At 73.1% G+C, this 23090-nt stretch carries 27 protein-coding genes; 21 read left to right on the forward strand and 6 right to left on the reverse strand.

Annotated elements, in window-relative coordinates; translation table 11 throughout:
* The first annotated feature begins 197 nt into the window (after positions 1 to 197).
* The 7 genes from dop (at position 198) to PT931_RS27305 (ending at position 6053) form a co-directional block, all read left to right on the forward strand.
* Complete coding sequence (gene dop / locus PT931_RS27275; protein ID WP_363724284.1) at positions 198 to 1715, forward strand: depupylase/deamidase Dop; 1518 nt, start codon at positions 198 to 200, stop codon at positions 1713 to 1715.
* Positions 1716 to 1800: 85 nt separating this feature from the next.
* Positions 1801 to 2016: a ubiquitin-like protein Pup gene (locus PT931_RS27280; protein ID WP_456248565.1), complete on the forward strand. Its 216-nt coding sequence runs from the start codon at positions 1801 to 1803 to the stop codon at positions 2014 to 2016.
* Positions 2017 to 2076: 60 nt separating this feature from the next.
* The gene (locus PT931_RS27285; protein ID WP_456248566.1) at positions 2077 to 2535 is read left to right on the forward strand and encodes an endonuclease domain-containing protein; all 459 of its coding nucleotides are present in this window, start codon (positions 2077 to 2079) and stop codon (positions 2533 to 2535) included.
* Positions 2454 to 3281, forward strand: coding sequence for a proteasome subunit beta (gene prcB, locus PT931_RS27290; RefSeq protein ID WP_363724278.1), 828 nt, complete (start codon positions 2454 to 2456; stop codon positions 3279 to 3281). Before PT931_RS27285 ends, prcB begins: the two co-directional genes overlap by 82 nt.
* Before the next feature lie 28 nt (positions 3282 to 3309).
* Entirely contained in the window at positions 3310 to 4209 is a 900-nt protein-coding gene (gene prcA / locus PT931_RS27295) for a proteasome subunit alpha (protein WP_456248567.1), read from the forward strand.
* A gap of 405 nt (positions 4210 to 4614) precedes the next feature.
* Positions 4615 to 5421: a hypothetical protein gene (locus tag PT931_RS27300; RefSeq protein WP_456248568.1), complete on the forward strand. Its 807-nt coding sequence runs from the start codon at positions 4615 to 4617 to the stop codon at positions 5419 to 5421.
* Positions 5422 to 5780: 359 nt separating this feature from the next.
* Positions 5781 to 6053: a hypothetical protein gene (locus PT931_RS27305; RefSeq protein WP_456248569.1), complete on the forward strand. Its 273-nt coding sequence runs from the start codon at positions 5781 to 5783 to the stop codon at positions 6051 to 6053.
* A gap of 31 nt (positions 6054 to 6084) precedes the next feature.
* On the opposite strand, the gene pdxR is transcribed toward PT931_RS27305, so the two are convergent.
* Complete coding sequence (gene pdxR / locus PT931_RS27310) at positions 6085 to 7443, reverse strand: MocR-like pyridoxine biosynthesis transcription factor PdxR (RefSeq protein WP_456248570.1); 1359 nt, start codon at positions 7441 to 7443, stop codon at positions 6085 to 6087.
* A 66-nt stretch (positions 7444 to 7509) separates the two neighbouring features.
* Here pdxR and PT931_RS27315 point away from each other — a divergent pair, with 66 nt between their 5' ends.
* The 4 genes from PT931_RS27315 to PT931_RS27330 are packed head-to-tail and all read left to right on the forward strand — an operon-like array spanning position 7510 to position 9907.
* Positions 7510 to 8550: an EamA family transporter gene (locus PT931_RS27315; RefSeq protein WP_456248571.1), complete on the forward strand. Its 1041-nt coding sequence runs from the start codon at positions 7510 to 7512 to the stop codon at positions 8548 to 8550.
* A 50-nt stretch (positions 8551 to 8600) separates the two neighbouring features.
* Complete coding sequence (locus PT931_RS27320; RefSeq protein ID WP_363724268.1) at positions 8601 to 8999, forward strand: OsmC family protein; 399 nt, start codon at positions 8601 to 8603, stop codon at positions 8997 to 8999.
* Positions 9000 to 9051: 52 nt separating this feature from the next.
* Complete coding sequence (locus PT931_RS27325) at positions 9052 to 9312, forward strand: Prokaryotic metallothionein (protein WP_456248572.1); 261 nt, start codon at positions 9052 to 9054, stop codon at positions 9310 to 9312.
* Positions 9313 to 9361: 49 nt separating this feature from the next.
* A complete protein-coding gene (locus PT931_RS27330) occupies positions 9362 to 9907 on the forward strand; it encodes a histidine phosphatase family protein (protein ID WP_456248573.1) in 546 nt (181 codons plus the stop codon).
* On the opposite strand, the gene PT931_RS27335 is transcribed toward PT931_RS27330, so the two are convergent.
* On the reverse strand, positions 9908 to 11383 hold the full coding sequence (locus PT931_RS27335; protein WP_456248574.1) for a potassium/proton antiporter: 1476 nt from the start codon (positions 11381 to 11383) through the stop codon (positions 9908 to 9910).
* Positions 11384 to 11451: 68 nt separating this feature from the next.
* Here PT931_RS27335 and PT931_RS27340 point away from each other — a divergent pair, with 68 nt between their 5' ends.
* The 3 genes from PT931_RS27340 to PT931_RS27350 all read left to right on the forward strand — a co-directional run bounded on the left by PT931_RS27340 (position 11452) and on the right by PT931_RS27350 (position 14263).
* The gene (locus tag PT931_RS27340; RefSeq protein WP_456248575.1) at positions 11452 to 13383 is read left to right on the forward strand and encodes an FUSC family protein; all 1932 of its coding nucleotides are present in this window, start codon (positions 11452 to 11454) and stop codon (positions 13381 to 13383) included.
* 135 nt (positions 13384 to 13518) lie between these two features.
* Positions 13519 to 13941, forward strand: coding sequence for a hypothetical protein (locus PT931_RS27345; protein WP_456248576.1), 423 nt, complete (start codon positions 13519 to 13521; stop codon positions 13939 to 13941).
* Positions 13942 to 14029: 88 nt separating this feature from the next.
* The gene (locus PT931_RS27350; protein WP_456248577.1) at positions 14030 to 14263 is read left to right on the forward strand and encodes a hypothetical protein; all 234 of its coding nucleotides are present in this window, start codon (positions 14030 to 14032) and stop codon (positions 14261 to 14263) included.
* A 211-nt stretch (positions 14264 to 14474) separates the two neighbouring features.
* Here PT931_RS27350 and PT931_RS27355 read toward each other — a convergent pair whose 3' ends face one another.
* Both PT931_RS27355 and PT931_RS27360 read right to left on the reverse strand, forming a co-directional pair.
* Positions 14475 to 14702 carry a ferredoxin gene (locus tag PT931_RS27355; protein WP_456248578.1) on the reverse strand — a complete coding sequence of 76 codons (228 nt, stop codon included), beginning with the start codon at positions 14700 to 14702 and terminating at the stop codon, positions 14475 to 14477.
* Positions 14699 to 15892 (reverse strand): cytochrome P450, encoded by a 1194-nt coding sequence (locus PT931_RS27360; RefSeq protein ID WP_456248579.1) that lies wholly within the window; start codon positions 15890 to 15892, stop codon positions 14699 to 14701. The genes PT931_RS27355 and PT931_RS27360 overlap by 4 nt, the downstream gene beginning before the upstream one ends.
* Positions 15893 to 15963: 71 nt before the next feature.
* On the opposite strand from PT931_RS27360, the gene PT931_RS27365 reads away from it, so the two are divergent.
* Positions 15964 to 16377: an iron chaperone gene (locus tag PT931_RS27365; protein WP_456248580.1), complete on the forward strand. Its 414-nt coding sequence runs from the start codon at positions 15964 to 15966 to the stop codon at positions 16375 to 16377.
* A gap of 79 nt (positions 16378 to 16456) precedes the next feature.
* Positions 16457 to 17251, forward strand: coding sequence for a metallophosphoesterase family protein (locus PT931_RS27370; protein ID WP_456248581.1), 795 nt, complete (start codon positions 16457 to 16459; stop codon positions 17249 to 17251).
* Between the two features lie 73 nt (positions 17252 to 17324).
* On the opposite strand, the gene PT931_RS27375 is transcribed toward PT931_RS27370, so the two are convergent.
* Positions 17325 to 17921, reverse strand: coding sequence for a TetR/AcrR family transcriptional regulator (locus PT931_RS27375; RefSeq protein ID WP_363724248.1), 597 nt, complete (start codon positions 17919 to 17921; stop codon positions 17325 to 17327).
* Positions 17922 to 17930: 9 nt separating this feature from the next.
* Positions 17931 to 19037: an alkane 1-monooxygenase gene (locus tag PT931_RS27380; RefSeq protein ID WP_456248582.1), complete on the reverse strand. Its 1107-nt coding sequence runs from the start codon at positions 19035 to 19037 to the stop codon at positions 17931 to 17933.
* A gap of 118 nt (positions 19038 to 19155) precedes the next feature.
* On the opposite strand from PT931_RS27380, the gene PT931_RS27385 reads away from it, so the two are divergent.
* The 5 genes from PT931_RS27385 to PT931_RS27405 are packed head-to-tail and all read left to right on the forward strand — an operon-like array spanning position 19156 to position 22996.
* Entirely contained in the window at positions 19156 to 19503 is a 348-nt protein-coding gene (locus PT931_RS27385; RefSeq protein ID WP_456248583.1) for a PadR family transcriptional regulator, read from the forward strand.
* Positions 19504 to 19514: 11 nt separating this feature from the next.
* A complete protein-coding gene (locus tag PT931_RS27390; RefSeq protein ID WP_456248584.1) occupies positions 19515 to 21212 on the forward strand; it encodes a hypothetical protein in 1698 nt (565 codons plus the stop codon).
* A 28-nt stretch (positions 21213 to 21240) separates the two neighbouring features.
* Positions 21241 to 22041: a serine/threonine protein kinase gene (locus PT931_RS27395; protein ID WP_456248585.1), complete on the forward strand. Its 801-nt coding sequence runs from the start codon at positions 21241 to 21243 to the stop codon at positions 22039 to 22041.
* A complete protein-coding gene (locus tag PT931_RS27400) occupies positions 22038 to 22439 on the forward strand; it encodes a cupin domain-containing protein (RefSeq protein ID WP_456248586.1) in 402 nt (133 codons plus the stop codon). The genes PT931_RS27395 and PT931_RS27400 overlap by 4 nt, the downstream gene beginning before the upstream one ends.
* Entirely contained in the window at positions 22436 to 22996 is a 561-nt protein-coding gene (locus PT931_RS27405; RefSeq protein WP_456248587.1) for an NUDIX hydrolase, read from the forward strand. The genes PT931_RS27400 and PT931_RS27405 overlap by 4 nt, the downstream gene beginning before the upstream one ends.
* Positions 22997 to 23090 lie beyond the last annotated feature (94 nt).

Below are 23090 nucleotides of genomic sequence, written 5' to 3' on the forward strand. Positions count from 1 at the left end.
CGGGCCACGACCGTGGGTCCGAGGCCGCCCGGATCGCGTCCCCGGACCAGCGGGAAACGAGTTCTGTGTCGGCGCGGCAGGGTAAGGCCCAAAAGCCCTACGCTGTGAAGCTTGTCCGCCACTACGAGCTTATGGAATCTCCTAAATCCCCGTAGGCTTCAGCGTAGAGTCGGCCGATTGAGGGGCGGGGTGTGCGGATGAGTGTGCGTCGCGTGATGGGTACCGAAGTGGAGTACGGCATCTCGGTGCCGGGACAGCCGGGGGCCAACCCCATGGTGACCTCCTCCCAGATCGTCAACGCCTACGGAGCCCGACCCGAGCTGACCCGCGGTGGCCGCGCCCGCTGGGACTACGAGGAGGAGTCGCCGCTCCGCGACGCCCGCGGCTTCAGCTACTCCGGCGCCCTCTACGACCCGGCCGAGGCGCTCGCCGACGAGGATCTGGGCCTGGCCAACGTCATCCTCACCAACGGCGCCCGGCTCTACGTCGACCACGCCCACCCGGAGTACTCGACCCCCGAGGTCACCGGCCCGCGCGCCATCGTGCTGTGGGACAAGGCCGGTGAGCGGGTGATGGCCGAGGCCGCGCGCCGGGCCGCCACGATCCCGGGCGCGCCGCCGATCAACCTGTACAAGAACAACACCGACAACAAGGGTGCCAGCTACGGCTCCCACGAGAACTACCTGATGAAGCGGTCCACGCCGTTCGCCGACATCGTGGCGTACCTGACGCCGTTCTTCGTCACCCGCCAGATCTACTGCGGCGCCGGCCGGGTCGGCATCGGCCAGGACGGCTCGGGCACCGGTTTCCAGATCACCCAGCGCGCGGACTTCTTCGAGGTCGAGGTCGGGCTGGAGACCACGCTCAAGCGGCCCATCATCAACACCCGGGACGAGCCGCACGCCGACGCGGACAAGTACCGGCGGCTGCACGTCATCATCGGCGACGCGAACCTGGCCGAGATCGCCACGTACCTCAAGGTGGGCGTCACCTCCCTGGTGCTGGCCATGATCGAGGACAAGGCGCTCGCGGGCGACCTCGCCATCGCCGACCCCGTGGGCGAGCTGAAGGCGATCAGCCACGACCCGACCCTCACGCACCGGGTGCGCCTGCGCGACGGCCGCCGCCTCACCGCCCTCGACATCCAGTGGGCCTATTACGAGCGGGTCCGCAACTATGTGGACGCCAAGGGCACCGACGAGGAGACCGAGGACGTCCTCATGCACTGGGAGGACATCCTCTCCCGGCTCGGTTCCGACCTGATGAGCTGCGCGGACACCCTCGACTGGGTGGCCAAACTGCGACTCCTCGAGGGGTACCGGGAACGGGAGGACCTCACCTGGGCCTCCCCGAAACTCCAGCTCGTCGACCTGCAGTACTCCGACGTGCGCCTGGAGAAGGGTCTCTACCACCGCCTGGTGGCCCGTGGCTCGATGAAGCGGCTGTTCACCGACGAGGAGGTGGCCCGCGCGGTCACCGAGCCCCCGGAGGACACCCGGGCGTACTTCCGGGGCCGCTGCCTCGCGCAGTACTACTCCGAGGTCGTCGCCGCCAGCTGGGACTCCGTCATCTTCGACGTGGGCCGCGAGGCGCTGGTCCGGGTGCCGATGCTGGAGCCGGAACGGGGCACCAAGAAGCACGTCGGTGCGTTGTTCGACCGGTGTGCGAGCGCCAAGGATCTCCTGGAGGCGCTGACCGGTAAGGGTTCGGCGTAACAGTTCAAGTCTGAACGTGCCGGGGGACTGTTTTGTCACACCGGCGCGTTAGGGTGAGTGACGCTTCTCAGGAGGGAGATCACCGATGGCTACACGTGACACCGGTGGGCAGTCGCAGTCGGGGAAGAACCGCAAGGACGACGAGGTCGACACCCCGCCACCAGCCGTCAACCCGGAGGCCGCCGAGCGCCGGGAGAAGATGGGCGAGGACGTCGACGACCTGCTGGACGAGATCGACTCGGTCCTGGAAGAAAACGCGGAAGAGTTCATCAGAGGATACGTGCAAAAAGGCGGACAGTAGACGCATATGTCCGATTCCGTATCGGACGGGAACGGTCCGGGCCCCGCTCGCGGTCGTTCCATGCGGAACTCCTGTGCCGACCTCTGCGTGAGCGGTCATCGCCCATCCGGCGGGGCCGGCCACGGCGGGTCCCGTGACGACGGGCACGCCACGGCCGGCCGTGTGGAATCGCCGGAGCGACAGGGCGCGTCATCCGGCGGCCCGAGCGGCCGCCGACCCGTTCCCCCAACGACTTCCGCGAGCGACCGCGCCCTGCCGGTGGAGCAGGGTGGACGGTCCGCGACCCGCGGTGTGCCGGCCCCCGAGCACGTTGACCACGATCATGAATTCGGTAACGTACGTGGCAACCTTTGTTTCCAGTGCAGTGGTGGGCTCGGCCAGTTCCAAGACAACGTCGGCAGCCTTCGCAAGGCGATCGAGTATCTGAAGGAGACCACGTGGCATCGGGATTTGATTCACCCGGGCGTCTTCCAGCTTTCTTCACCACTCCGGGGTCCTCGTCGTTCACCGAGTTCCTGAGCGCCGCCGCCCCGGAGATGCTCCCGGGCGGGCGCGCGCTCCCGCCGGGCAGCGCGGCCGACATGGCCCCGCACGCGACCACGATCGTCGCGGTCGCGGCGGCCGGCGGGGTCGTGCTCGCCGGTGACCGCCGCGCGACCATGGGCAACCTCATAGCCAGCCGTGACATCGAGAAGGTCTACCCGGCGGACGCGTACTCGCTGATCGGCATCGCCGGTACCGCGGGCGTCGGCCTGGAAATGATCAAGTTGTTCCAGGTCGAGCTGGAACACTACGAGAAGATCGAGGGCACCCCCCTCACCCTGGACGGCAAGGCCAACCGGCTCGCGACGATGATCCGGGGCAACCTGGGCGCCGCGATGCAGGGCCTCGTCGTCGTGCCGTTGTTCGCGGGCTTCGACCTCGACGCGGTGGACCCGGCGAAGGCCGGCCGGATCTTCAGCTACGACGTCGCGGGCGGCATCTACGCCGAGCGCGACTACCACGCGATCGGCTCCGGCTCGCTGTTCGCCAAGTCCTCCCTGAAGAAGCGGTACACGCCGGGGGTGAGCATCGCCGACGCGCAGGCGATGGCCATCGAGGCGCTGTACGACGCGGCGGACGACGACACCGCCACCGGTGGGCCGGACCTGTCCCGCCGGATCTTCCCGATCGTCATGACGGCCACCGCCGAGGGCACCCACCGCCTGGGCGACGCCGAGACCGCCGCGCTGGCCGAGGCGATCGTCGCCCAGCGTTCCGTCTGACCCCTGACTCACTGAGAGGAGCCCAGCCGTGGCTATGCAGTTCTATGCCTCACCCGAGCAGATCATGCGGGACCGCTCGGAGTACGCCCGCAAGGGCATCTCCCGGGGGCGCAGCGTCGTCGTCCTGACGTACGAGGGCGGGGTGCTGTTCGTCGCGGAGAACCCGTCGACGGCCCTGCACAAGATCAGCGAGATCTACGACCGGATCGGCTTCGCGGCCGTGGGCCGGTACAACGAGTTCGAGAACCTGCGCGCCGCCGGGGTGCGGATGGCCGACCTGCGCGGCTACTCCTACGACCGCCGCGACGTGAACGCCCGGGGCCTGGCGAACGGGTACGCGCAGACCCTCGGCGCCATCTTCACCGACTCCTCGAAGCCGTACGAAGTGGAGGTCTGCGTCGCGCAGGTCGGGGCGACCCCGCAGACGGACGAGCTCTACCGCCTGACGTACGACGGCTCCGTGGGCGACGAGGCCGGCTTCATCGCGATGGGCGGCTCGACCGAGGCCATCTCGAACAAGCTGCGCCAGAGCCACAACCCGGAGGCGGCCCTGGGCGACGCGCTGAAGCTGGCGATCGCCGCGTTGGCCAGCGTGGGCGGCGAGGGTGGCAAGCCGCGCGTGCTGGAGGGGCCCCAGTTGGAGGTGGCGGTGCTGGACCGTCGCCGGCCGGGGCGCAAGTTCCGCCGGATCACCGGTGCGGCACTCGGGCACCTGCTGGACGGCACGGGTGGGCCGTCCGAGGCGGAGTCCGCCCCGGAGAAGCAGCCGACCCCGACGGACACGGCCATGACCGCCGGTCCGGCCACCTCGATCGACCCGCCCGCCTCGGTGGAGGCGGAGACGCCGGCGCCGCGGAAGCGGGCGAAGCCGGCCGCCGCGACCCCGCCCGAGGACTCCGGGACCGCCACGGAGTCGACGGACAGCTGACGTTCGGCACGGGGTGGGAGTGCCGGTAGGCGTTCCCACCCCGTGCCGTGTCACCACGGGGTGGGAGTGCCGGCAGGCGTTCCCGCCTCGCACCGTTTCACCCCGCACCGACCGGCTTCGCGCCGACCGCACGGTGCCGCACCGTCCAGTTTCGCGCCGACCGCGAGGTGCCGCACCGACCGGCTCCGCACGGTGCCGCACCGACCAGCTCCGCGCCATGAGGCGGTGTCGCGTTCGGCGGCAGAAGGCCGGCATTTCGTGCGAGTGGCCCGTCGCCCTCCGGGGTGGCGGGCCTTCGTCCTGTCTGGAGGGTGTTGTGGGTCGGGTCACGGGTGACAGCGCGCCGGCAACACGTTAGCCTGCCCTAAGTTAGGTAATGCTAACTTGAAGGGGTGGTGGGGTGGCGTGCGGGTCTCCGACGGCCGGACCGCGCTGGTCGACAGCGTGGTCGCCGCGCGGCACCGGTACGCCGTCGAGGCCGTTCTCGGCGGGGAGGACGACCGGCTGTTCGTCGTCGTCACGCGACCGTCGCTGTCAGGACCCGTGCCCGGGGTGCCCGGGTCGACCGCTGGACCCCTGGCGGGTCCCGTGCCCGACCTCGTGGCCGGCTTCGCGTCCGGATCGGTGTCGGAGTCGACGTTCAGCCTGGCTCGCCGGTGGGAGAAGGACCTGCTCATCGCTGTGGAGGTGGGCGCCGGACTCCCGGGTGCCGGGGTCGGAGCCCGGCGCCCGGGGCCACGCTCCCGGCTGATCGACAGCCGGCAGGGGACCGCACCCGCCGGTGCCGTTCCTCCACCCGTGGACAGCGCGCCCCCACGGACGGGCGCGCCGGGGTTCCGTACCCGTCTCGGGTCTGTCGCTCTGCAGGAATTCCACCCCGGTCGGGCCGCGACCCCGGACCCGACCGGCGTGCCGGGAGCGGCCGGAGTCCGGGACTGGGGCGTTCCGGGTGAGCTCGTGCTGCCCGCCGACTCGCCCGGCCGGGTCGCCGCCGCACTGGCGACGCTGCGAGCTGAGGGCCGGCCGGCGCGGCTGGTCGTGGACACCACCGGCGCGGACCGCAGGGTCGTCGGGGAGTGGGCGTGGCGGATCGCGGAGGGGGAGCGGGGCGTGGCCGGGCTGGTGCTGGACTCCGGGGAGTGGGGAGCGGCGCGGCTGGCAGGGGTGCTGCGGGTGCTCGCGGCAGCGGTCCGGGAGCGACGGCATGGCTGACGGGTCAGGTGGGCTGGCCTCGGCGATCCGCGCGCGTGACGCCGGCCCGGGCCGGCAGCTGAGTGGGGCGTTGGCGTGGGTGGCGTCGGGGTTCGGGGCACGCGCGACAGGGAGTGGCGGCATGGCTGACGGAGTATGTGGGCGGACCCCGGCGATGCCCGGAGCCCGCGCGGTGGCGGTCGGGGAGTGGCGGCATGGCTGAACGGATGGGCGGGTCGGCGGGGGCGTGCGTGGTCGCGGTCAGGGCGGACGGCCCGACGGAACGGCGTGTCGGGGCCGACAGTCCGGTGCGGAGAACCTCGCCCGGCGTGTTGGACGGATTTGACGCCCAGGTGACGAGAAATCGGCAGAAAATAGCCGTGCGTCACGGCGACCACGTCCTGACGTACGCCGAGCTCGACGCCGCAGCCAGGTCCCAGGCGCGCAATTACGGGTTCGGATCCGGGACTGTGGTCGCCGTGGCGCGCCCGCGCGGGGTACGCGACCTGGCCATCGTGCTGGCCGTGGCCCGGGTGGGCGGCGAGGTGGCGGGGCTGGAGCCGCCGGCCCCGGACCTGGAGCTGGACCTTGAGGTCGCGCACGTCCTGCACCGCCTGGCGGGCGCTCCACAGCCGACGGCCGCCGGGCGCTGAGGCGGAACCCGGAACTCGGGACGAAGAGCCTTCATCGGGTACCGGGGGAGCCGGCGTCCGTTCGGAGTTCCGCCAGGAGTCGGATGCCGTCGGTCAGCTCGCCCGGGCTGGTTGCCGCGTACCCGATCACCAGGCCCGGGGGCCCCGCCGCCGCCAACCGCAGGCTGCTCAGCGGGGTCGGGGCCAGTCCGTGCTGCAGGGCCCGGGCGCACAGGTCCACATCGTCCACTCCGGACGGCAGGCTCACGACGGCGTGCAGCCCGGCGGCGATGCCCTCGACGGTGGCGTCGGGCAGGTACGTGGCGACGGCGGCGGCGAGCGCGTCGCGGCGGGTGCGGTACGCGCGGCGGGCCCGGCGCAGGTGCCGGTCGTAGCCGCCGCCGGTGAGGAGTTCGGCGAGGGCGAGCTGTTCGAGGGTGGGGCCGCCCCGGTCGGCGGCGGTCTTGGCCCGGGTGACGGCCCCGCACAGGCCCGGCGGGACGAGGAGCCAGCCGAGCCGGACGGCCGGCGCGAGGGCCTTGCTGACGGAGCCGAGCAGGGCGGTCACGTCGGGGGCGACGCCCTGCACGCAGCCCACGGGGTCGCGGTCGTAGCGGAACTCGGCGTCGTAGTCGTCCTCGATGATCAGGGCGCCGGTGTCGCGCGCCCAGGCGACGAGGGCGGCCCGGCGGGCGGGGGACAGCACGACACCGGTGGGGTACTGATGTGCCGGCGTGACCAGCACCGCCGCTAGTCCGGGCGGGGGCACCGTGATCCCGGAGCAGTCGACGGGCACGGGCACGGGTTCGAGGCCGTTGGCGAGCAGGTGGTCGCGGACGCCGGCGCTGCCCGGGTCCTCCACGCCGATCCGCCGGCCGGGCAGGACGGTGGCGAGCAGGGCGAGGGCCTGGGCGGTGGCCGTGGTGACCAGGAGGTGCGCGGGGTCGGCCCGGGCGGCGCGGACCCGGCCGAGGTGTTCGGCGAGGGCGGCGCGCAGCCGGGGGGAGCCGGCGGGGTCGGGGTAGTCGAGGTCGACGTCGACCATCGTGGCCAGGGCGTGTTCGTAGGCGCGCCGCCAGCCCGCCCGGGGGAACAGGGCCAGGTCGGGGACGCCGGGGCGCAGGGGCACGGGGAGGGGCGGCTCGTCGCGTACCCGGAAAGGGTCCTGGGTCGGGGTGGGGGCCAGCGCGACGACCGTGCCGGCGCCGCGCCGGGCCGACAGCCAGCCCTCGGCGGTGAGCTGTTCGTAGGCGGTGACGACGAGGCCCCGGGAGACCCGCAGGTCGGCGGCGAGGTCGCGGCTGGAGGGCAGCCGGGTGCCGGGGGCGAGGGTGCCGTCGCGCACGGCGGAGCGGAGCGCGTCGACGAGCTGGTCGCCGCGCGCCGGCCCGGTGAGGGAGAGCCCGAGCATTGGTCCCCTTTTTCACTGATCAATTGGCCCTATAAGGCGGACCAACGCGGTACTAGCGTACCCGGCATGAAGGTTCTCGGCACCGCGTTGTGCACGTCCGCGATGGTCATCCTCGGCAGTTCCGTCCCGATCAGCCGGGCGCTGCTGTCCTACCCGACGCTGGCCGGGCAGGTGCTGCGCTACACCCTCGCGGTCGTGATCCTGCTGGTCATCGCCCGCCGGCTGCCCCGGCTCCGGCTCCGGTCCGGCGTCCGGCTGGTCGTGCTGGCCGCCGTGGGCCTGGTCGGCTTCAACGTCTGCCTGCTCGCCGCCCTGCGCGAGGCCGAGCCGGCGGTCGTGGGCACGGTCGTGGGGGGTACGCCCGTCGTGCTCGCCCTGATCGGCCCGCTGCTCGCCCGCCGCCGGCCCGCCCTGCGGATCACGGTCGGCGCGGCCGTCATCGTGGCCGGGGTGGCGCTGGTGCAGGGCGCGGGGCACGCGAGTACCGCCGGGCTGCTGTGGTCCGCCGGCACCCTCGCCGGGGAGGTCGGCTTCTCGCTGCTCGCCGCGCCCCTGCTCGCGGAGCTGACCCCGATCGCCATCGCGACGTACGCGTGCCTGTTCGCCGTGCCGTTGCTGCTCGTCGCGTCGGTGGCGGCAGGGGAGACCTGGCGGGTGCCGACGTGGCCGGAGACCGGGGCGCTGCTGTACCTGGCCGTGGTGCTCACCGCGCTCGCGTTCGTCCTCTGGTACGGCGGGCTCGCCCGGCTCGGGGTGGAGAAGGCGGGCATGTTCGCCGGGCTGCTGCCGGTGGCCGCGTTGGCGGCGACGGCCGTGCTGGACGGGACGGTGCCGTCGGCGGGCGCGATGGCCGGAACGGTGCTGGTCGCGGCCGGCCTGGCCTTCGGCCTCTCGGCCCCCGCCACCGGTCGTGCGGCCCACGCGGAACCCGCCGACCGCGCGGCGCATCCGGAGCTGGCCCCGGACAGCGCGGGTCACTCGGGAGCGGCCCCGACACCGGTGGCCGACCGCGCCGTCCCGGTCGCAGCCGCCACCCGGGCCCAGGGCGACGAGGTCGGGGTGGTGCGCGGCGGCGCCGTACCCGTCGAGGTCTCTTGTCCTGGATGATTCCGTGCCGCACCGGACACCGGGCCGCGCGCCCGCTAGCATCGGCGACCATGGCCACAGTGAACGTTGAGCGGACCGACGACGGCGGGTTCTTCGCCACGAACGACCGGGGCGCGCGGGTCGCGATCGGCGGCGCGGACGACGAGGGTGTGTTCTCGCCCGTGGAGCTGCTGCTGGCGGCGCTCGGCGGCTGCGAGATCGTCACGGTCGAGCCGCTGACCGCCAAGCGCGGGCACCGCCTGGTCCGGCTCGCCGTCCGGGTCGACGCGGAGAAGGTCGAGCCGACGAAGCTCGGGCCGGTGACGGCGACCTACGAGATCGAGCTGCCGCCCGGCGACGAGGAGGCGGCCGGGGTGTTCGAGGCGGTCGCGCACCGGGTGCACGAGAAGTACTGCACCGTCGGCCGGGCTCTTCGCGAACCCACCGAAACCATCCAAATTCTCCCCTAGATTTCGGGAGTTTCCGCCCCCGGGCCGGCCGGCGTCTTGCACAGTATTGGGCATGGCGACTTGCGAGGTATGTGGGAACGACTACTGGATGTCGTTCGAGGTGCACACGGTCGGCGGGCACGTGCACGTGTTCGACTCCATGGAGTGCGCGGCCCACCGGCTGGCCCCGATCTGCGAGCACTGCCGGTGCCGGGTCCTCGGGCACGGCGTCGAGGTCGACGGCCGGTTCTTCTGCTGCGGGCACTGCGCCCGGTCCAGCGGGATGGCGCACGGCACGGAGATCCGCGACGCGGTCGGCGCGCACCCGGGCTGACCGGCCGCACGGGGCAGCGCACCCCCGGGCCGCCGGGCATGATGGCCCGATGGCCGTTTCCCTGGTGTACGAGACCCACGCCCAGACCGAGGACAACGAGGCCGGCATCGCGACCGGCTGGCTGCCCGGCCGGCTGTCGGCGTTCGGCCGCGACGGCGCCCGGGCCCTCGGGGAGCGGCACCGCGCCGCCGACGCGGTCTTCACCTCCGACCTGGGCCGGGCCGTCGAGACCGCGACGCTGGCGTTCACGGACCGACCCGTCCCGGTGTACCTCGACAGCCGGCTCCGCGAGTGCGACTACGGCACGCTCAACGGCGCGCCTGTCGCCGAGCTGGGCCCGCGCCTGTCCCGGATCGACGAGCCGTTCCCGGGCGGGCAGAGCTACCGGCAGGTCGTCGCGGCCACCGCCACGTTCCTCGGGGACCTGGCCGCGCGCTGGGACGGCCGGCGGGTCGTGGTCATCGCGCACTCGGCGAACCGGTGGGCGCTGCGGCACCTGCTGTCGGGTGTCCCGCTGGAGGAGCTGGTCGACGCGCCGTTCGTGTGGCAGCCGGGCTGGGAGTACACGGTCCCGACCGGCTGGGCGGCCCGCTGATCAGCGGAACCCGTACCACCGCGCCAGCGGCCCGCCCCGCGCCACCGCCCGCAGCCGGTCCTCCACGGCGGGCCGGTTGTCCGCCCCGGTGACGACGAGCAGCTCGTCCCCGATCCGCAGCCGGGTCCGCCGCTCGGGCACGAACGCCTCCCCGCGCCGCACCACGAGGGTGATCGCGGCCGGGGCGGGCAGCCGGAGTTCGAAGATCTCGCAGCCGTGCAGCCGGGACGTGGGCGTGACGGTCAGGTAGAGCAGGTCGGCGGCGAGCGCGTCGAGGGGCGCGGACTCGACCTCCATGTCCCGGATCGGGTCGGCCGCGGTCACCCGCAGCACCCGGCCCAGCCACGGCAGCGTCGGGCCCTGGACCAGGGTGAACGCGACGACGAGGACGAACACGATGTTGAACAGCTGTTCGCTGCCGGGCACCCCGGCGACCACGGGGATGGTGGCGAGCACGATGGGTACCGCGCCGCGCAGGCCTGCCCAGGACAGGAACGCCTGTTCCCGCCACGGCAGCCGGAACGGCAGCAGGGACACGAACACCGACACCGGGCGGGCGACGAGCAGCAGGACGGCGCCGACGATCAGGGCGGGCAGGATGGCCGAGCCCAGCTCGTGCGGGGTGACGAGCAGGCCCAGCATGACGAACAGGCCGATCTGGGCGACCCAGCCGAGGCCCTCGGCGACGGACTGCACGGCGCGGCGGTGCGGCAGCTTGGCGTTGCCGAGCACGATGCCGGCCAGGTACGCGGCGAGGAAGCCGCTCGCCTCCAGGGCGCCGGCGGCGGCGAACGCGATGATGCCGGTGCCGAACGCGGCGATCGGGTACAGGCCGGAGGAGGGCAGGGACAGCCGGCGCAGCAGCCACGCGCCACCGCCGCCGATCAGGAGACCGAGGGCGGCGCCGGCGGCCAGCTGGTACAGCATGATGAGGGGTGCGTTCCACTCCAGCCCGGTGGCGCTGAGCATGACGACGAGGATGACGGTGGGCGCGTCGTTGAAGCCGGACTCGGCCTCCAGCAGCCCGCCGAGCCGGCCCGGCAGCGGCAGGTTGCGCAGCACGGAGAACACGGCCGCCGCGTCGGTGGAGGCGACGACCGCCCCCAGCATCAGGGCCAGTTGCCAGTCGACGCCGATGAACAGCCACGCGCCGAGGGCCGTGACCAGCACGCTGATGCCGACGCCGACGGTGGCGAGCACGCCGGCGGGCAGGAGGGCGGGGCGCAGGGTGCGCCAGTGGCTGGCGAGGCCGCCCTCGACGAGGATGACGGCGAGCGCGGCGTTGCCGACGTTGTGCGCGAGGTGGGAGTCGTCGAATGTCAGGCCGAGGCCGTCCTCGCCGAGGAGGAGGCCGACGCCCAGGTAGGCGAGCAGGACGGGAAGACCGGCGCCGCTGGCCAGGCGGGCGGCCCCGACGCTGGCGAGGACCGCGAGTCCGGCGATGAGAAGGATCACGTAGAGGTTGTCCGAATGCACCCGGTCCCTTTCGTCGGCGGTGTGTGTGATCTTTTCACAGCGCTGAGAAAGCCTATTATCTTTCAGATATGACCCAGGCCCAGTGGTGGCGTCCCGACCGCTACGCCCCGGACTGGCTGGTGTTGTCCCTGCGGCCGGTGTCCGCGCCCATCCCGTGGGGCCCGACCCTGCGCCTGACCATCGCCGTCGTCGTGGTGCTCGCCGTGGGCCTGGCGACCGGCCACCTGCCGTTGGTGGTGCCCGCCGCGCTGGCGATGCTGCTGTCCTCGGCGAACGACCGCTCGGAGGCGTACCGGACCCGGCTGCTGCGGATCGCGGTCCCCGCCCTGGCCGGCGCGCTCGGCATGGTGGTCGGGATCGAGCTGCGCCACCACGTGTACGCGCTGCCCGTCCTCGTCGCGCTGTTCTTCGTCAGCGGGGCGGCGGCCGCGGCCGGCCCGGTGAGCTCCCTGGCCGGGTTGCAGTTCGTGGTGACCGGGGTCCTGGGCTACTCGATGCCGCTGTCCGGGCCACTGTGGGCCCCGCCGCTGCTGTACCTGGCCGGCGCGGCCCTCCTGCTGCTCCTCGCGCTCGCCGAGTGGCCCCTGGCCCGGCAGCGGCCCCAGCGCGCGGCCGTGGCGGCGGCGTTCGACGCGCTCGTCAACCAGCTGGCGGTGACCGGCACCCCGGCGGCGGTCCCGGCCCGGCGGTTCGTGACCGCCGCGTTCAACAACGCCTACGACAACCTGCTCGGGTACCGGCTGCGCACCGGCCCGCGCACCGACGAGGAACGCCAGCTCCTCGAACTCCTCAACGCCGGCACCCTGCTGGGCGAGTCCACCTCGGCCCTGGTGTGGGAGAACGAGCCGGTGCCGGACCGGATGGTCGCCGCCGTGTTCGAGCTGGCCGACGCGATCCGCGAGGACCGCCCGCCCCGGCTGCCGGAGAAGCTGCCCGGCGACACCCCGGGCCTGCGCTCGCTGCGGGTGGCGCTGCGCGCGGTCTCCGAGTCCGGCCAGGACCACCTCACCGGGCACGGCACTCCCGGCGCGGCCCGGCCGGACCGGATCCGGCAGGCGTACGCGAGGGTGCTGTCGCCGGCGGCGCTGATGTTCGGTACCCGGCTGGCGCTGTGCATGGGGATCGCCCTGGTCGCGGCGGACCTGCTGCACCAGGACCGGTCGTACTGGCTGCCCACCACCGTCGCGTTCGTCCTCAAGCCCGACTTCGGTTCGGTGTTCGCCCGGGCCGCCCAGCGCGCCGCCGGCACGGTCCTCGGGGTCGCCGTCGCCGGCACGGTGCTCGCGCTGGTGCCGCCCGGCTGGCCGATGGTCCCGTTCGTGGTGCTCGCCATGGCCCTGGTGCCGATCAGCCGGGTCCGGGGCTACGGCGTGATGACCGTCGCCACCACGCCCGCGTTCCTGTTCCTGATCGACCTGACCAGCCACGCCGGCTCGCGGCTGCTGGGGCTGCGGATCGTGGACACCGTGCTCGGCTGCCTGATCGTGCTGGTCGCCGGCTACCTGCTGTGGCCGGAGACCTGGCACGCCCGGATCGGGCCCCGGTTCGCCACGGCGGTGCGCGGGGTGGCCGCGTACCTCGACGGGGCGCTGCGGCCGGCCGCCACGACCGACCGGGTGCGGCTGCGCCGGCAGGCGTACCGGGGGCTGGCCGACGCGCGGACCGCCGTCGAGCAGGCGCTCGCGGAGCCGCCCCCGGCGAGTACCCGGGCGGCGGCGTGGTGGCCCGCCGTGGTCGCGCTGGAGAACGTCACCGACGCGGTCACCGGCTACGCGGTCCGGCTCGACACCGGCGCGCCCCCGCCGGACGCCACCCAGACCGCCCAGCTGTCGGCGGCCCTCAACGACCTGGCCGCGTCCGTGGTGCTGCACCACCCGCCGGCCGACCTGCCGCTGCCGGAGGTCGACGACGAGGCCGACGACGCGCTCGCCGACATCGTGGAGCACGTCCGCGCGGCCCGGCTGCTGGTGGCCGGCCCCACCCCGGAGGAAGAGCCCTAGACGGGTACTGACCTGGGCGGATCTTCCCCCGCCATCCGGCCGTTACTCGACTGTGACCTATGCCCCGCCGGGATGCGGACGGCCGGAGTCGCTGGCTAGGGTAGCGGGAAGGAAGGTTAAAAGAGGAGGTGCTGGGTGACCTGGCGGCCGTGGTGGCAGACCATCGCGCTGCTCGGCGTCTTCGGCCTCTTCCTCACGGTCAGCGTCGCCTCCCTCGCCCGGAGCCGCGACCTCGACGTCATGCTCGTCTACGTCCCCCTCGGCCTGGCCGCGCTCGCCGGCATCGTCCGGGCCCCGATGCGCGGGGTCACCCTCACGGCGGAACACCTCGTGCTGCGCCGGCTGACCAGCACCCAGACCGTGCCGTGGGCCGAGGTCGACCGGGTGGAGTGCGCGACCGTACAGGACCGGCCGTTCCTGTCGATCCACGCGCCCGTCGTGCACCGCGCGCCCGGCCGGGACCCGGTCGACACGACGGTGCTGGCCAGCTACTCCCGGGCCCTGTGCGAACGCCGGACCCGGGCCCTGCGCGCGTACCTCCACTCTGGACTCCGCTGAGCGACGGGTGGCGTCGATCCGGTGCGGGGCGTAGCCTGTGCGGCACGCCCAGCGCCACGGGAGGCGCGGACACCGCCAGGAGGTCACCGTGAACCGTGCCCGCACCGCCCTGCGCACCGCCCTCGTCGGCGCGGCCGCCCTCGCGGGACTCACCGTGGTCTCGGTCCCGGTGACCGTCGTGGCCCCAGCGCCCGTGCAGGCCGCCGCCCCGGCCGGGACGCACTGCTACTTCGTCGGCCACGCCTACGACGTCGGCGACGAGATCGACGTCGACGGCGTGTGGATGCTGTGCACCAGCCGCGGTTGGGTCCGCGAGGACTAGCCGCCCGCCCGGCTCGGCTGGGCGACCGGCACGGTGCCGGAGGTGCGGCTGGCCATACGAGCCCTGGTCGTGGCCCGGACGGCTACCGTCCCGGCGGAGATCCCGGACGGCCGGCGGCCCGGCGGCGAATCCGGACGGCCACCGTCCCGGCGGAGATCCCGGATGGCCGGCGGCCCGGCGGCCGGGGTTGGACCCGCCGCCGGGCGGCCCGTCACTCCAGCGGCACCTCTTCGCCCGTCGCGAGGTCCACCAGGCCGATCGCCTCGACGGGGCAGGAGACCGCCGCGTCCAGTACCCGCTCATCGGGGTCGATCTTCTCGTGCAGCGCCCGGGACCTGCCGCGGCCGTCGAGGTCGAAGAAGTCCGGGGCCGAGGCCGCGCACATCCCCGACCCGATGCAGGCGAAGCCATCGACGCTGACCTGCCACTGCGCCGTCATGACCACGCCACCGGCAGGGAGTGCAGGCTGCGCACGATCATCGTGGGCTTGAAGACCAGGTCCGCGTCGTCGGCGACGATCCGCAGGTCGGGCAGGCCGTGCAGCAGGCCGCGCAGGGCCTCCTGGAGTTCCATCCGGGCGAGCTGGGCGCCGAGGCAGTGGTGCGCGCCGGCGCCGAAACCGATGTGCGGGTTGTCCGCGCGGGTCACGTCGAGCCGGTCGGGGTCGGCGAACACGGCCGGGTCGCGGTTGGCCACGCCGAGGGCCGGCATCACGGGCGAGCCCGCCGGGATGGTGACCCCGCTGAGCTGCACGTCCTCGGTGGTCACCCGGATCATGCTGGACACGGAGTTGCCGAGCTGGGTGAACCGCATCAGCTCCTCGACCCCGGTCTCCAGCAGCGCCGGGTCGGACCGCAGCAGCGCCAGCTGGTCGGGGTGCTCGCGCAGGGTCAGCAGGAACATGTTGATCTGGTTGGCGGTGGTCTCGTGCCCGCCGATCAGCAGCCCGATGCCGAGGGTGACCAGCTCCTCCTCGGTGAGCTTGTCGTGCTCGTCGCGGGCCGCGATCAGGCCGGTCATCAGGTCGTCGCCGGGGTGGGCGCGCTTCTCGGCGATCAGCTCCGCGAAGTACCGGCCGAGTTCGGTGAAGCCGCCGACCATGATCGCCTGGTCCCGCTCCCAGTTGCCCATCACGGCGTCCGACCAGCCGTGGAACCGGTCGCGGTCGCCGGCCGGCACGCCGAGCAGGTCGCAGATCACCTGCACCGGCAGCGGCAGGGAGAAGTTCTCCACCAGGTCGGCGGGCTCGGGCTGTTTGCGCAGGTCGGCGATCAGGTCGGCGACGACCTCCGCGACCCGGGGGCGCAGCTCCTCGACCCGGCGGTGGGTGAACGCGCGGGCGACGAGGCGGCGCAGCCGGGTGTGCTCGGGCGGGTCCTTGGCGATCAGGGACTCGCTGGCCAGGATGCCCAGGCCCATCTGCGGCTGGTCGGGGGAGCTCGCGGTGGCGCGGCTGAACCGGGCGTCCATCATCACGGTGCGGACGTCGGCGTACCGGGTGACGAGCCAGGCGCGCTTGCCGTCGGGGAACTCCACCTGGGTGACCGGGTCGTTCGCCCGCAGCTCGGCGAGCAGGGGATTCGGGTGGTAGAGCGTGGGCGGGTCCGGCAACGGAAACGGAATGGGCATGAGAACCCCTCACATTATCGACGGTGGTTTATATATACCCCAATCGTGCCCCCTTCGGGAAGAATGAAGACATGAGTACCCCGGAGGAGTACGTCGCGGGGCTCGAACAGCCACGCAGGACGGAACTCGGCGAGCTGCACGACCTGATCCGGCGCACCGTGCCCGCGCTGGAGCCGACCATGGAGTTCGGCATGCCGGGCTACGGGAAGTTCCACTACCGGTACGCCAGCGGGCGCGAGGGCGACACCGTGCTGATCTCGATGGCGAGCCGGAAGAACCACATCTCCGTGTACGTCACGGCGCTCGCCCCCGACGGCGGCTACCTCCCCGAGTCCTACCAGGACCGGTTGCCGAAGGCGGACATCGGCAAGAGCTGCATCCGGTTCAGGCGGCTGTCGGACGTCGACCAGGCGGTGCTGGCGGAGATCTTCCTGGCGGCCGCCGAGCAGGGCGGCGCGGCGGCGGCGGGTTCGGGCGCGAGCTGATCGCGGCCCTGGTCGGAGGCGGTCCGGGCCGGGGCGGCACGGGACAGCGGGCCGGCGGCCGGCGGCATATGATCTTGCGGTGAGTCACTCCCTCGAACGCATCGCCCTGATCTCCGACGTGCACGGCAACCTGACCGCGCTCGACGCCGTCCTCGCCGACATCGACGCCCGCGGCATCACCCGGATCTTCAACCTCGGCGACTACGTCGGCAAGGGCCCGCGCGGCAGGGAGGTCATCGACCTGTGCCGGGACCGGTGCGAGGTCAACATCCTCGGCAACTGGGACGACTTCCTGCCCGACCCCGACCGGGAGTACGACAGCGAGGCCCTGGCCTGGTGGCTGGCGCAGTTGTCCGAGGGGCAGGGCGCGTGGCTGCGGGCCCTGCCGTTCAGCCACGACTTCACGATGAGCGGGCGGCGGATCCGGCTGTTCCACGCCTCGGCGGGCACCGTGCACAAGCGGGTGCGGTTCGACCACGACGAGGCGGAGTTCCTCGGGATGTTCGCCAACACCCCGGCGACCGGGGACGGCCCGGAGCCCACCGTCGTCGGGTACGGCGACACCCACGACCCGTACTACGAGGTGGACCGGCAGCGGCGCACCCTGTTCAACACGGGCAGCGTCGGCAACTGCATGGACGACCCGACCCCGGTGTACGTGATCCTGGAGGGCGTCTACGGCTCCGCCGCGGAGGCGCCGTTCTCGATCCAGTTCGTCCGGGTGCCCTACGACGTGGCCGCCGAGCTGGCCGTGGCGGAGGAGATGGGGATGCCGGAGCTGGCCGCGTACACGTCGGAGCTGCGGGACGGGATCTACCGCGGCGAGATGAACGACCCGGCCGGACCGGGCTACCACCGCCGGCCGCGCGCGTAGCGGGCCGGCGCGGGTCCCGACCCCGGCCCGTGACGGCCGGGCGGTTCAACGGCCCAGGCGCGCCGGCCCCGGCTCAGCGCGGCGCCAGCCCCGTCTCCGCCGTGATGAACGGCGACAGCAACCGTTCGACCGCCGCCGCCGTCAGCTCCGGCGCTGCGCTCGGCAGGATCGCGTGGCTGATCGCCAGCCGGGTCACCGCCTCCGACAGCAGCCCGGCGGCCTCCGGGTCCACGTGCGGCCAGGTCCGGGTGATCAGCTCGGTGAGGAACGCCGTCGCCGTGTGCAGCACGGGCTCCCCGCCGGTGGTGATCAGCGCCGTCAGCTCGGCGTTGCCGTCGTTGGTGACCAGGCTTTTGATCAGCGGGTGTTCGGCGGCGGTCGACAGGAACACCCCGAAGGCCGCCGTGACCGCCGCGTGCGGGTCGTCGGCGTGCGCGAGGACGGCCCGCTCGACGCCGTCGAGGAACCGGGCGACCTCGCGCATCACGTAGGCCTGGGCGAGCGCGGGGCGGGAGCCGAACTCGTTGTACAACGTCTGCCGGCTGACCCCGGCCACGGACGCGACCCCGGCCATCGTGATCTCACCGAACGCCCGGCCCGTGAGCAGCTCGGCGACCGCGTCGAGCAGGGTGTCGCGCAGCAGGGCGCGCGCGGCGTGGGCATACGTCATGCGCCGATCCTATTGCGGCCCCCGGTTGGTCCGGCTCAGATCCCCGCCGTAGTGGGCGAGGACCCGGGGGTCCATGACGCGGCGCCAGAGCGGGGTCACCCAGGCCAGGACGATCATCAGGGGGTACCCGGACGGGAGCTGCGGGGCCTCGTCGAAGTGCCGGAGCGACTGGTACCGCCGGGTCGGGTACGTGTGGTGGTCGCTGTGCCGCTGGAGGTGGAAGAGCAGTAGGTTGCTCGGCACCTGGTTGGAGTTCCAGGAGTGCGAGGGGCGGACCTTCTCGTACCGGCCGGTGGTCTCGCGCTGCCGGGACAGCCCGTAGTGCTCCAGGTAGTTGACGACCTCCAGGAGCGAGAAGCCGAACACGGCCTGGATCAGCAGGTACGGCCAGATGCCCGGTCCGAAGGCGGCCAGGAGCGCGGCGAACAGCACCAGGGTCATCGCCCACGAGGTGAGCACGTCGTTGCGCCAGGTCCACGGGTTGCCGCCGCCGCGCCGGAGCCGGGCGAACTCCAGCTTCCACGCCGACCGGGCGCTGCCGACGACCGAGCGGGGCAGGAACGCCCAGAAGCTCTCGCCGAGCCGGGAGCTGGCCGGGTCCTCGGGAGTGGCGACCCGGACGTGGTGGCCCCGGTTGTGTTCGACGTAGAAGTGGCCGTAGCCGGTCTGGGCGAGCGCGATCCGGCTGAGCCAGCGCTCCACGTTCTCGCGCTTGTGACCGAGTTCGTGGGCGGTGTTGATCGCGATCCCGCTGACGCAGCCGACGCTGACGGCGAGCCCGATCCGGTCGACGACGCCCAGTTCGGGGCGGGTCCACAGCCAGCAGGCGAGCACCAGGGACACGTACTGGACGGGCAGGTAGAGGTAGGTGCACCACCGGTAGTACCTGTCCGCCTCCAGGCCCGGGATCTCCGCCTCGGGCGGGTTCTCGGTGTCCTGGCCGACGATCGTGTCCACCAGGGGGAACACGACGAACACCAGGATCGGCCCGACCCACCAGAACACCGGGGAGCCGGTGAGGAGCACGCCGAGCCAGGCGCCGAACGGGATCAGGGGCACCAGCAGACCCAGGGGCCACAGGTAGCGCTTGCCGTCCTGCCAGTCGGGAGCGGTCATCGACGGACCTCTTTTCGCGAGCGGTTTACAGCAAGCTAGTACGTGTAAAGATCAAAGACAAGAGGAGATTCTCTGTCTATGTCTGGCGGTATATGCCGACGGACGGTATATTGGGCCCATGGCCCAGTCCATTCAGGAACCGACGTTTCTCATCCTCACCGCGCTCGCCGGTGGCCCCCTGCACGGCTACGGCGTGATCACCGAGGTCACCGCCCTGTCCGCCGGCCGGCTCACCCTGCGCGCCGGCACCCTCTACGCGGCCCTCGACCGGCTCACCACCGCCGGCCAGGTCGCCCCCGACCGCGAGGAGGTCGTCGACGGCCGCCTCCGGAGGTACTACCGGCTGACCGACTCCGGCGCCGCGACCCTCGCCGAGGAGGCCGAGAGGCTCGCCCGCAACGCCGCCGAGGCCACCGCCCGGCTGAGCGTCCGGACCAGCCCCGCCCCCCGACTCGCCACCACCTAGGAGACAGAGCCATGCTGGAGCGTCGTTACCGCGCGCTGCTGCGCGCGTACCCCTCTGATTTCCGTGCCGAACACGGCGACCAGGTCGTCGCCACCCTCCTCGACGGGGCCCGGCCCGGCCAGACCCGCCCGACCCTGGGCGACGCCGCCGACCTGATCGGCAGCGGCCTGCGCCGCCGGCTCGGCCTGGACCGGCACACCGGGGTGGAGACCGGGCTGCGGCTCGCCACGCCGATCGCGTTGTTCCTGATCACCTGCCTGTCGGGCGTCGAGCTGATGCGCCGGGCGTGGGAGCTGCGCGCCGGGTTCCCGGTCACCTGGTGGTTCTACTTCGTCGCCGGCACCGCGGTGGTCTGGCTCGTCGCCGCCCTCGGCTGGGCGGTGCTGCCCCGGTCGGTCGGCCGGGTGCTGACGGGCGTGGCCCTGGCGGGCACCGTCGCCGGCCAGTTCGTGTCCGGGCTGACGTCCACCACCCTGTTCACGAACGACCCGAACCAGGGCCGGAGCATGTCCCCGGCGACCTTCGGCGCGTACGTGCTGCTGGGCGCGGTCGCCTTCCTGGGCACCCGGGACTCGGTCACGCGGGTCCCCGTGCGCCTGGTCGCGGTCGCGGGCGGCCTCGGCTGGGCGGCCCTGTCGATCACGGACGTGACCGGCCGGGGCGGGATCGCCGGCGGGGTGTTCCGGTGGGACGCGGGCGACGGCAGCTACGGGTACGTCAAACTGGTCGGCTACCCCCTGCTGCCCGCGCTCTGCGCGCTCGCGGCCATGGTCGCCGCCGGGCTGCTCGCCCACCGCCGTCGGGGCGCCAGCGGGTGGTTGTGGGCGGTGGCGGTGCTCCTGCTGCCGGCGACCTGGCTCGCCATGCCCTGGTTCCTGACGTTGGACGACTGGGGGGTCGAGGGGGGCACCTTCTTCCTGAGCGGTCACGCCACGGCCCCGCTGCAGCTGCTCGCCGCGGTCGGGGTGCTGTTCCTGGCGGTGCGGTCCGGGGCGGCCCGGGCGCTCGGCGCGGGCGCGGTCACCACCGTCGCGCTCGGGGTGGGGGCGGCGGTCTCGGCGGTGCTGCTGCCGTTCCAGGTCGCGAACGGGGACCTCACGCCGATGCTCGCCGGCCACGCGCTGGTGCTGCTGGCGGCGGCGGCGTGGCGGTGGTGGCCTGTGGCGGTGCCGTACCTCGCGGTGCCGGCCTCGGCCGCGTTCCTCGCGATGGTGTGGTGGGAGCCGTCCAGGACGGGGATGGCGCTCGCGGGTGTGCTGCTCGCACCCGTGGCGCTGGCCGGACTGCGGGAACGTCCGGCCCGCCCGCCGGTGTGGTCGGTGGCCGCGGCGGCACTGCTCCTGGCGCCGCTCCTGTTCACCGTTCCCGAGATGGTGTTCACGGATCCGGCGGCGGGAGCGGCGGGCGGGGCCGAGGCGTTCGCGACCCTGTGGGGCTACCTCGCCGTCACGGTGCCGGCCCTGGTGATCGTGCCCTTCGCGCTGGCCGTGCTCGTCGGGGCGGACCGGGTGCTGCGCGCGGACCGGGGCATGCTCTGGGCGTTGGTCGGGCTGTTCGGCGGCGGGACCTGGTTCCTGCTGGTCACCCTGCACGGCGAGGTCGTGCCCACGGTGGTGCTGATCGTCGCGGCCGGGGCGGGGGTGCTGCTCGCCCGGCGACTGCGGGCCCGGGCTGTCGTGAGTGCGACGGACACGGGGACCGTCCTGTGAGGTGTCCGAGATGGCAAGATGCTGGCCTATGTCGCATCCCCTGCTGGACATCGCCGCCGTAGACGCCGTCGCGCCGTACCTGCACCGGGTCGGGGAGGTGTTCCGCACCTTCGACCAGCAGGGTTCGGGCTGTGTCGCCTACGGGGTCGAGGTCGACGCCCGGCGCTGGTTCGTGAAGACCGCCCTCACCCGGTCGGCCGACGCGTCCCTGCGCCGGGCGGTCGCGTTCCACGCCATGGTCCGGCACCCGGCGATCGTGCCGCTCCGGCACGCGATCACGGTCGGGGAGACCCTGGCCCTGGTGTACTCGTGGCAGCGCGGCGAGGTGCTGCACCAGCCCGGCTGGTCCAGAAGGGACCCGGCCGGCGCGCTGTCGCGGTTCCGCCAGCGCCCCGTCCGCGAGGTGGAACGGGCCCTCGGCCGGCTCCTCGACGCGCACCTGGCCGTCGAACGGGCGGGGCTGGTGGCCGTGGACCTCAACGAGGGCGCGCTGCTCTACGACTTCGGCACGGGCACCCTGGCGCTGTGCGACCTCGACGAGTACCGGCCGGGTCCGTTCACGCCCACCGAGCAGGTCTCGGGGGCCGTGCGGCTGATGGCTCCGGAGGAGTACCCCTTCGCACCGGATAAAGTGATCGACATCCGGACCACGGTGTACACCCTGGGTCGGATTCTCCGCACCCTCCTCGACAGCGAGGACGACGAGTCGGCGTGGCGGGGCACGGCGGACCAGTTGGACGTGGTCGGCGTCGCCTGCCAGCCGGATCCGGAGCGGCGGTTCGACAGCGTGCGGTCCCTCGTGGCCGCCTGGCGAAAGGCGACTCTGTGACCATCGAGCAGCTCCAGTTGGAGCCGCACCCCGTCGGCGGCTGGTACCGGCGGACCTGGACCTCCCCTGACCAGGGCGTTCGCCCCGCGGCGACGTGCATCCACTACCTGCTGCGGTCCGGCGAGGAGGCGCTGTGGCACTCCTCGGGCTCCGACGAGCTGTGGCTGTGGCACCTGGGCGGGCCGCTGCTCCTGCGCACCGGCGGCACCGGCGACGAGCCCGGCGACGTGACCGAGACGGTGCTCGGCCCCGACCTGGAGGCCGGTGAGGTGCTGCAACTGGTGGTCCCCGGCGGCACCTGGCAGTCGGCGCGACCGTTGTGGGACAAGGAGGTCCTGCTGTCCTGCGTCGTGACCCCGGGCTTCGAGCAGGCCGACCTCCGGGTGCACGGCTCATGAACTTCGAACGACGTTTTCCGGTACTGCACGCGCCGGCCCGCTGGGAGTGGGGCGGCCTCGACATGGTCTTCTCCACGGCCGAACCGCCCGACGCGCTCGTGACCAACATCCACGTGGTCTGCTTCGTCGGCGCGCCCGACGACGAGCGGATCGTGGTCTGCCGCGACAAGCGCGACGTGTGGTTCCTGCCGGGCGGCACCCGGGAGGAGAACGAGTCCATTGTCGACTGTGTGGCGCGGGAGCTGCGCGAGGAGGCCGGGGCGGTCCTCGCCGGGCCGCTCGGTCTGATCGGGGCGCACCGGGGGGTCAGCGACCTGCCCGAGCCGTACAAGCCGTGGCAGCCGCACCCGGAGCGGGCGTGGCTGTGGGTGTACGCCGACGTGACCCTCGACGGGGCGCCGACGAACCCCGAGGACGGGGAACAGATCCTGGAGGTACGGGCCGTGCCGGCGGCCGAGGCCCGGGAGCTGCTGACGTCCGACGGGGCGGAGTTCGCGGAGATGATCGACCTCGTGGTGGAGCTGCGGGCGCGGGACGCCGGGGCCAGCCGCGGCTGAGGTCACGAGGCAGGGGTCACTACCTGGCCGGTGGCCCCCGAGTGGCAGTTCGCGCCACTGAAGGCCTGGACGAGGCCTGTCCATAAAGCGACAT

The sequence above is a fragment of the Longispora urticae genome (assembly GCF_053902585.1).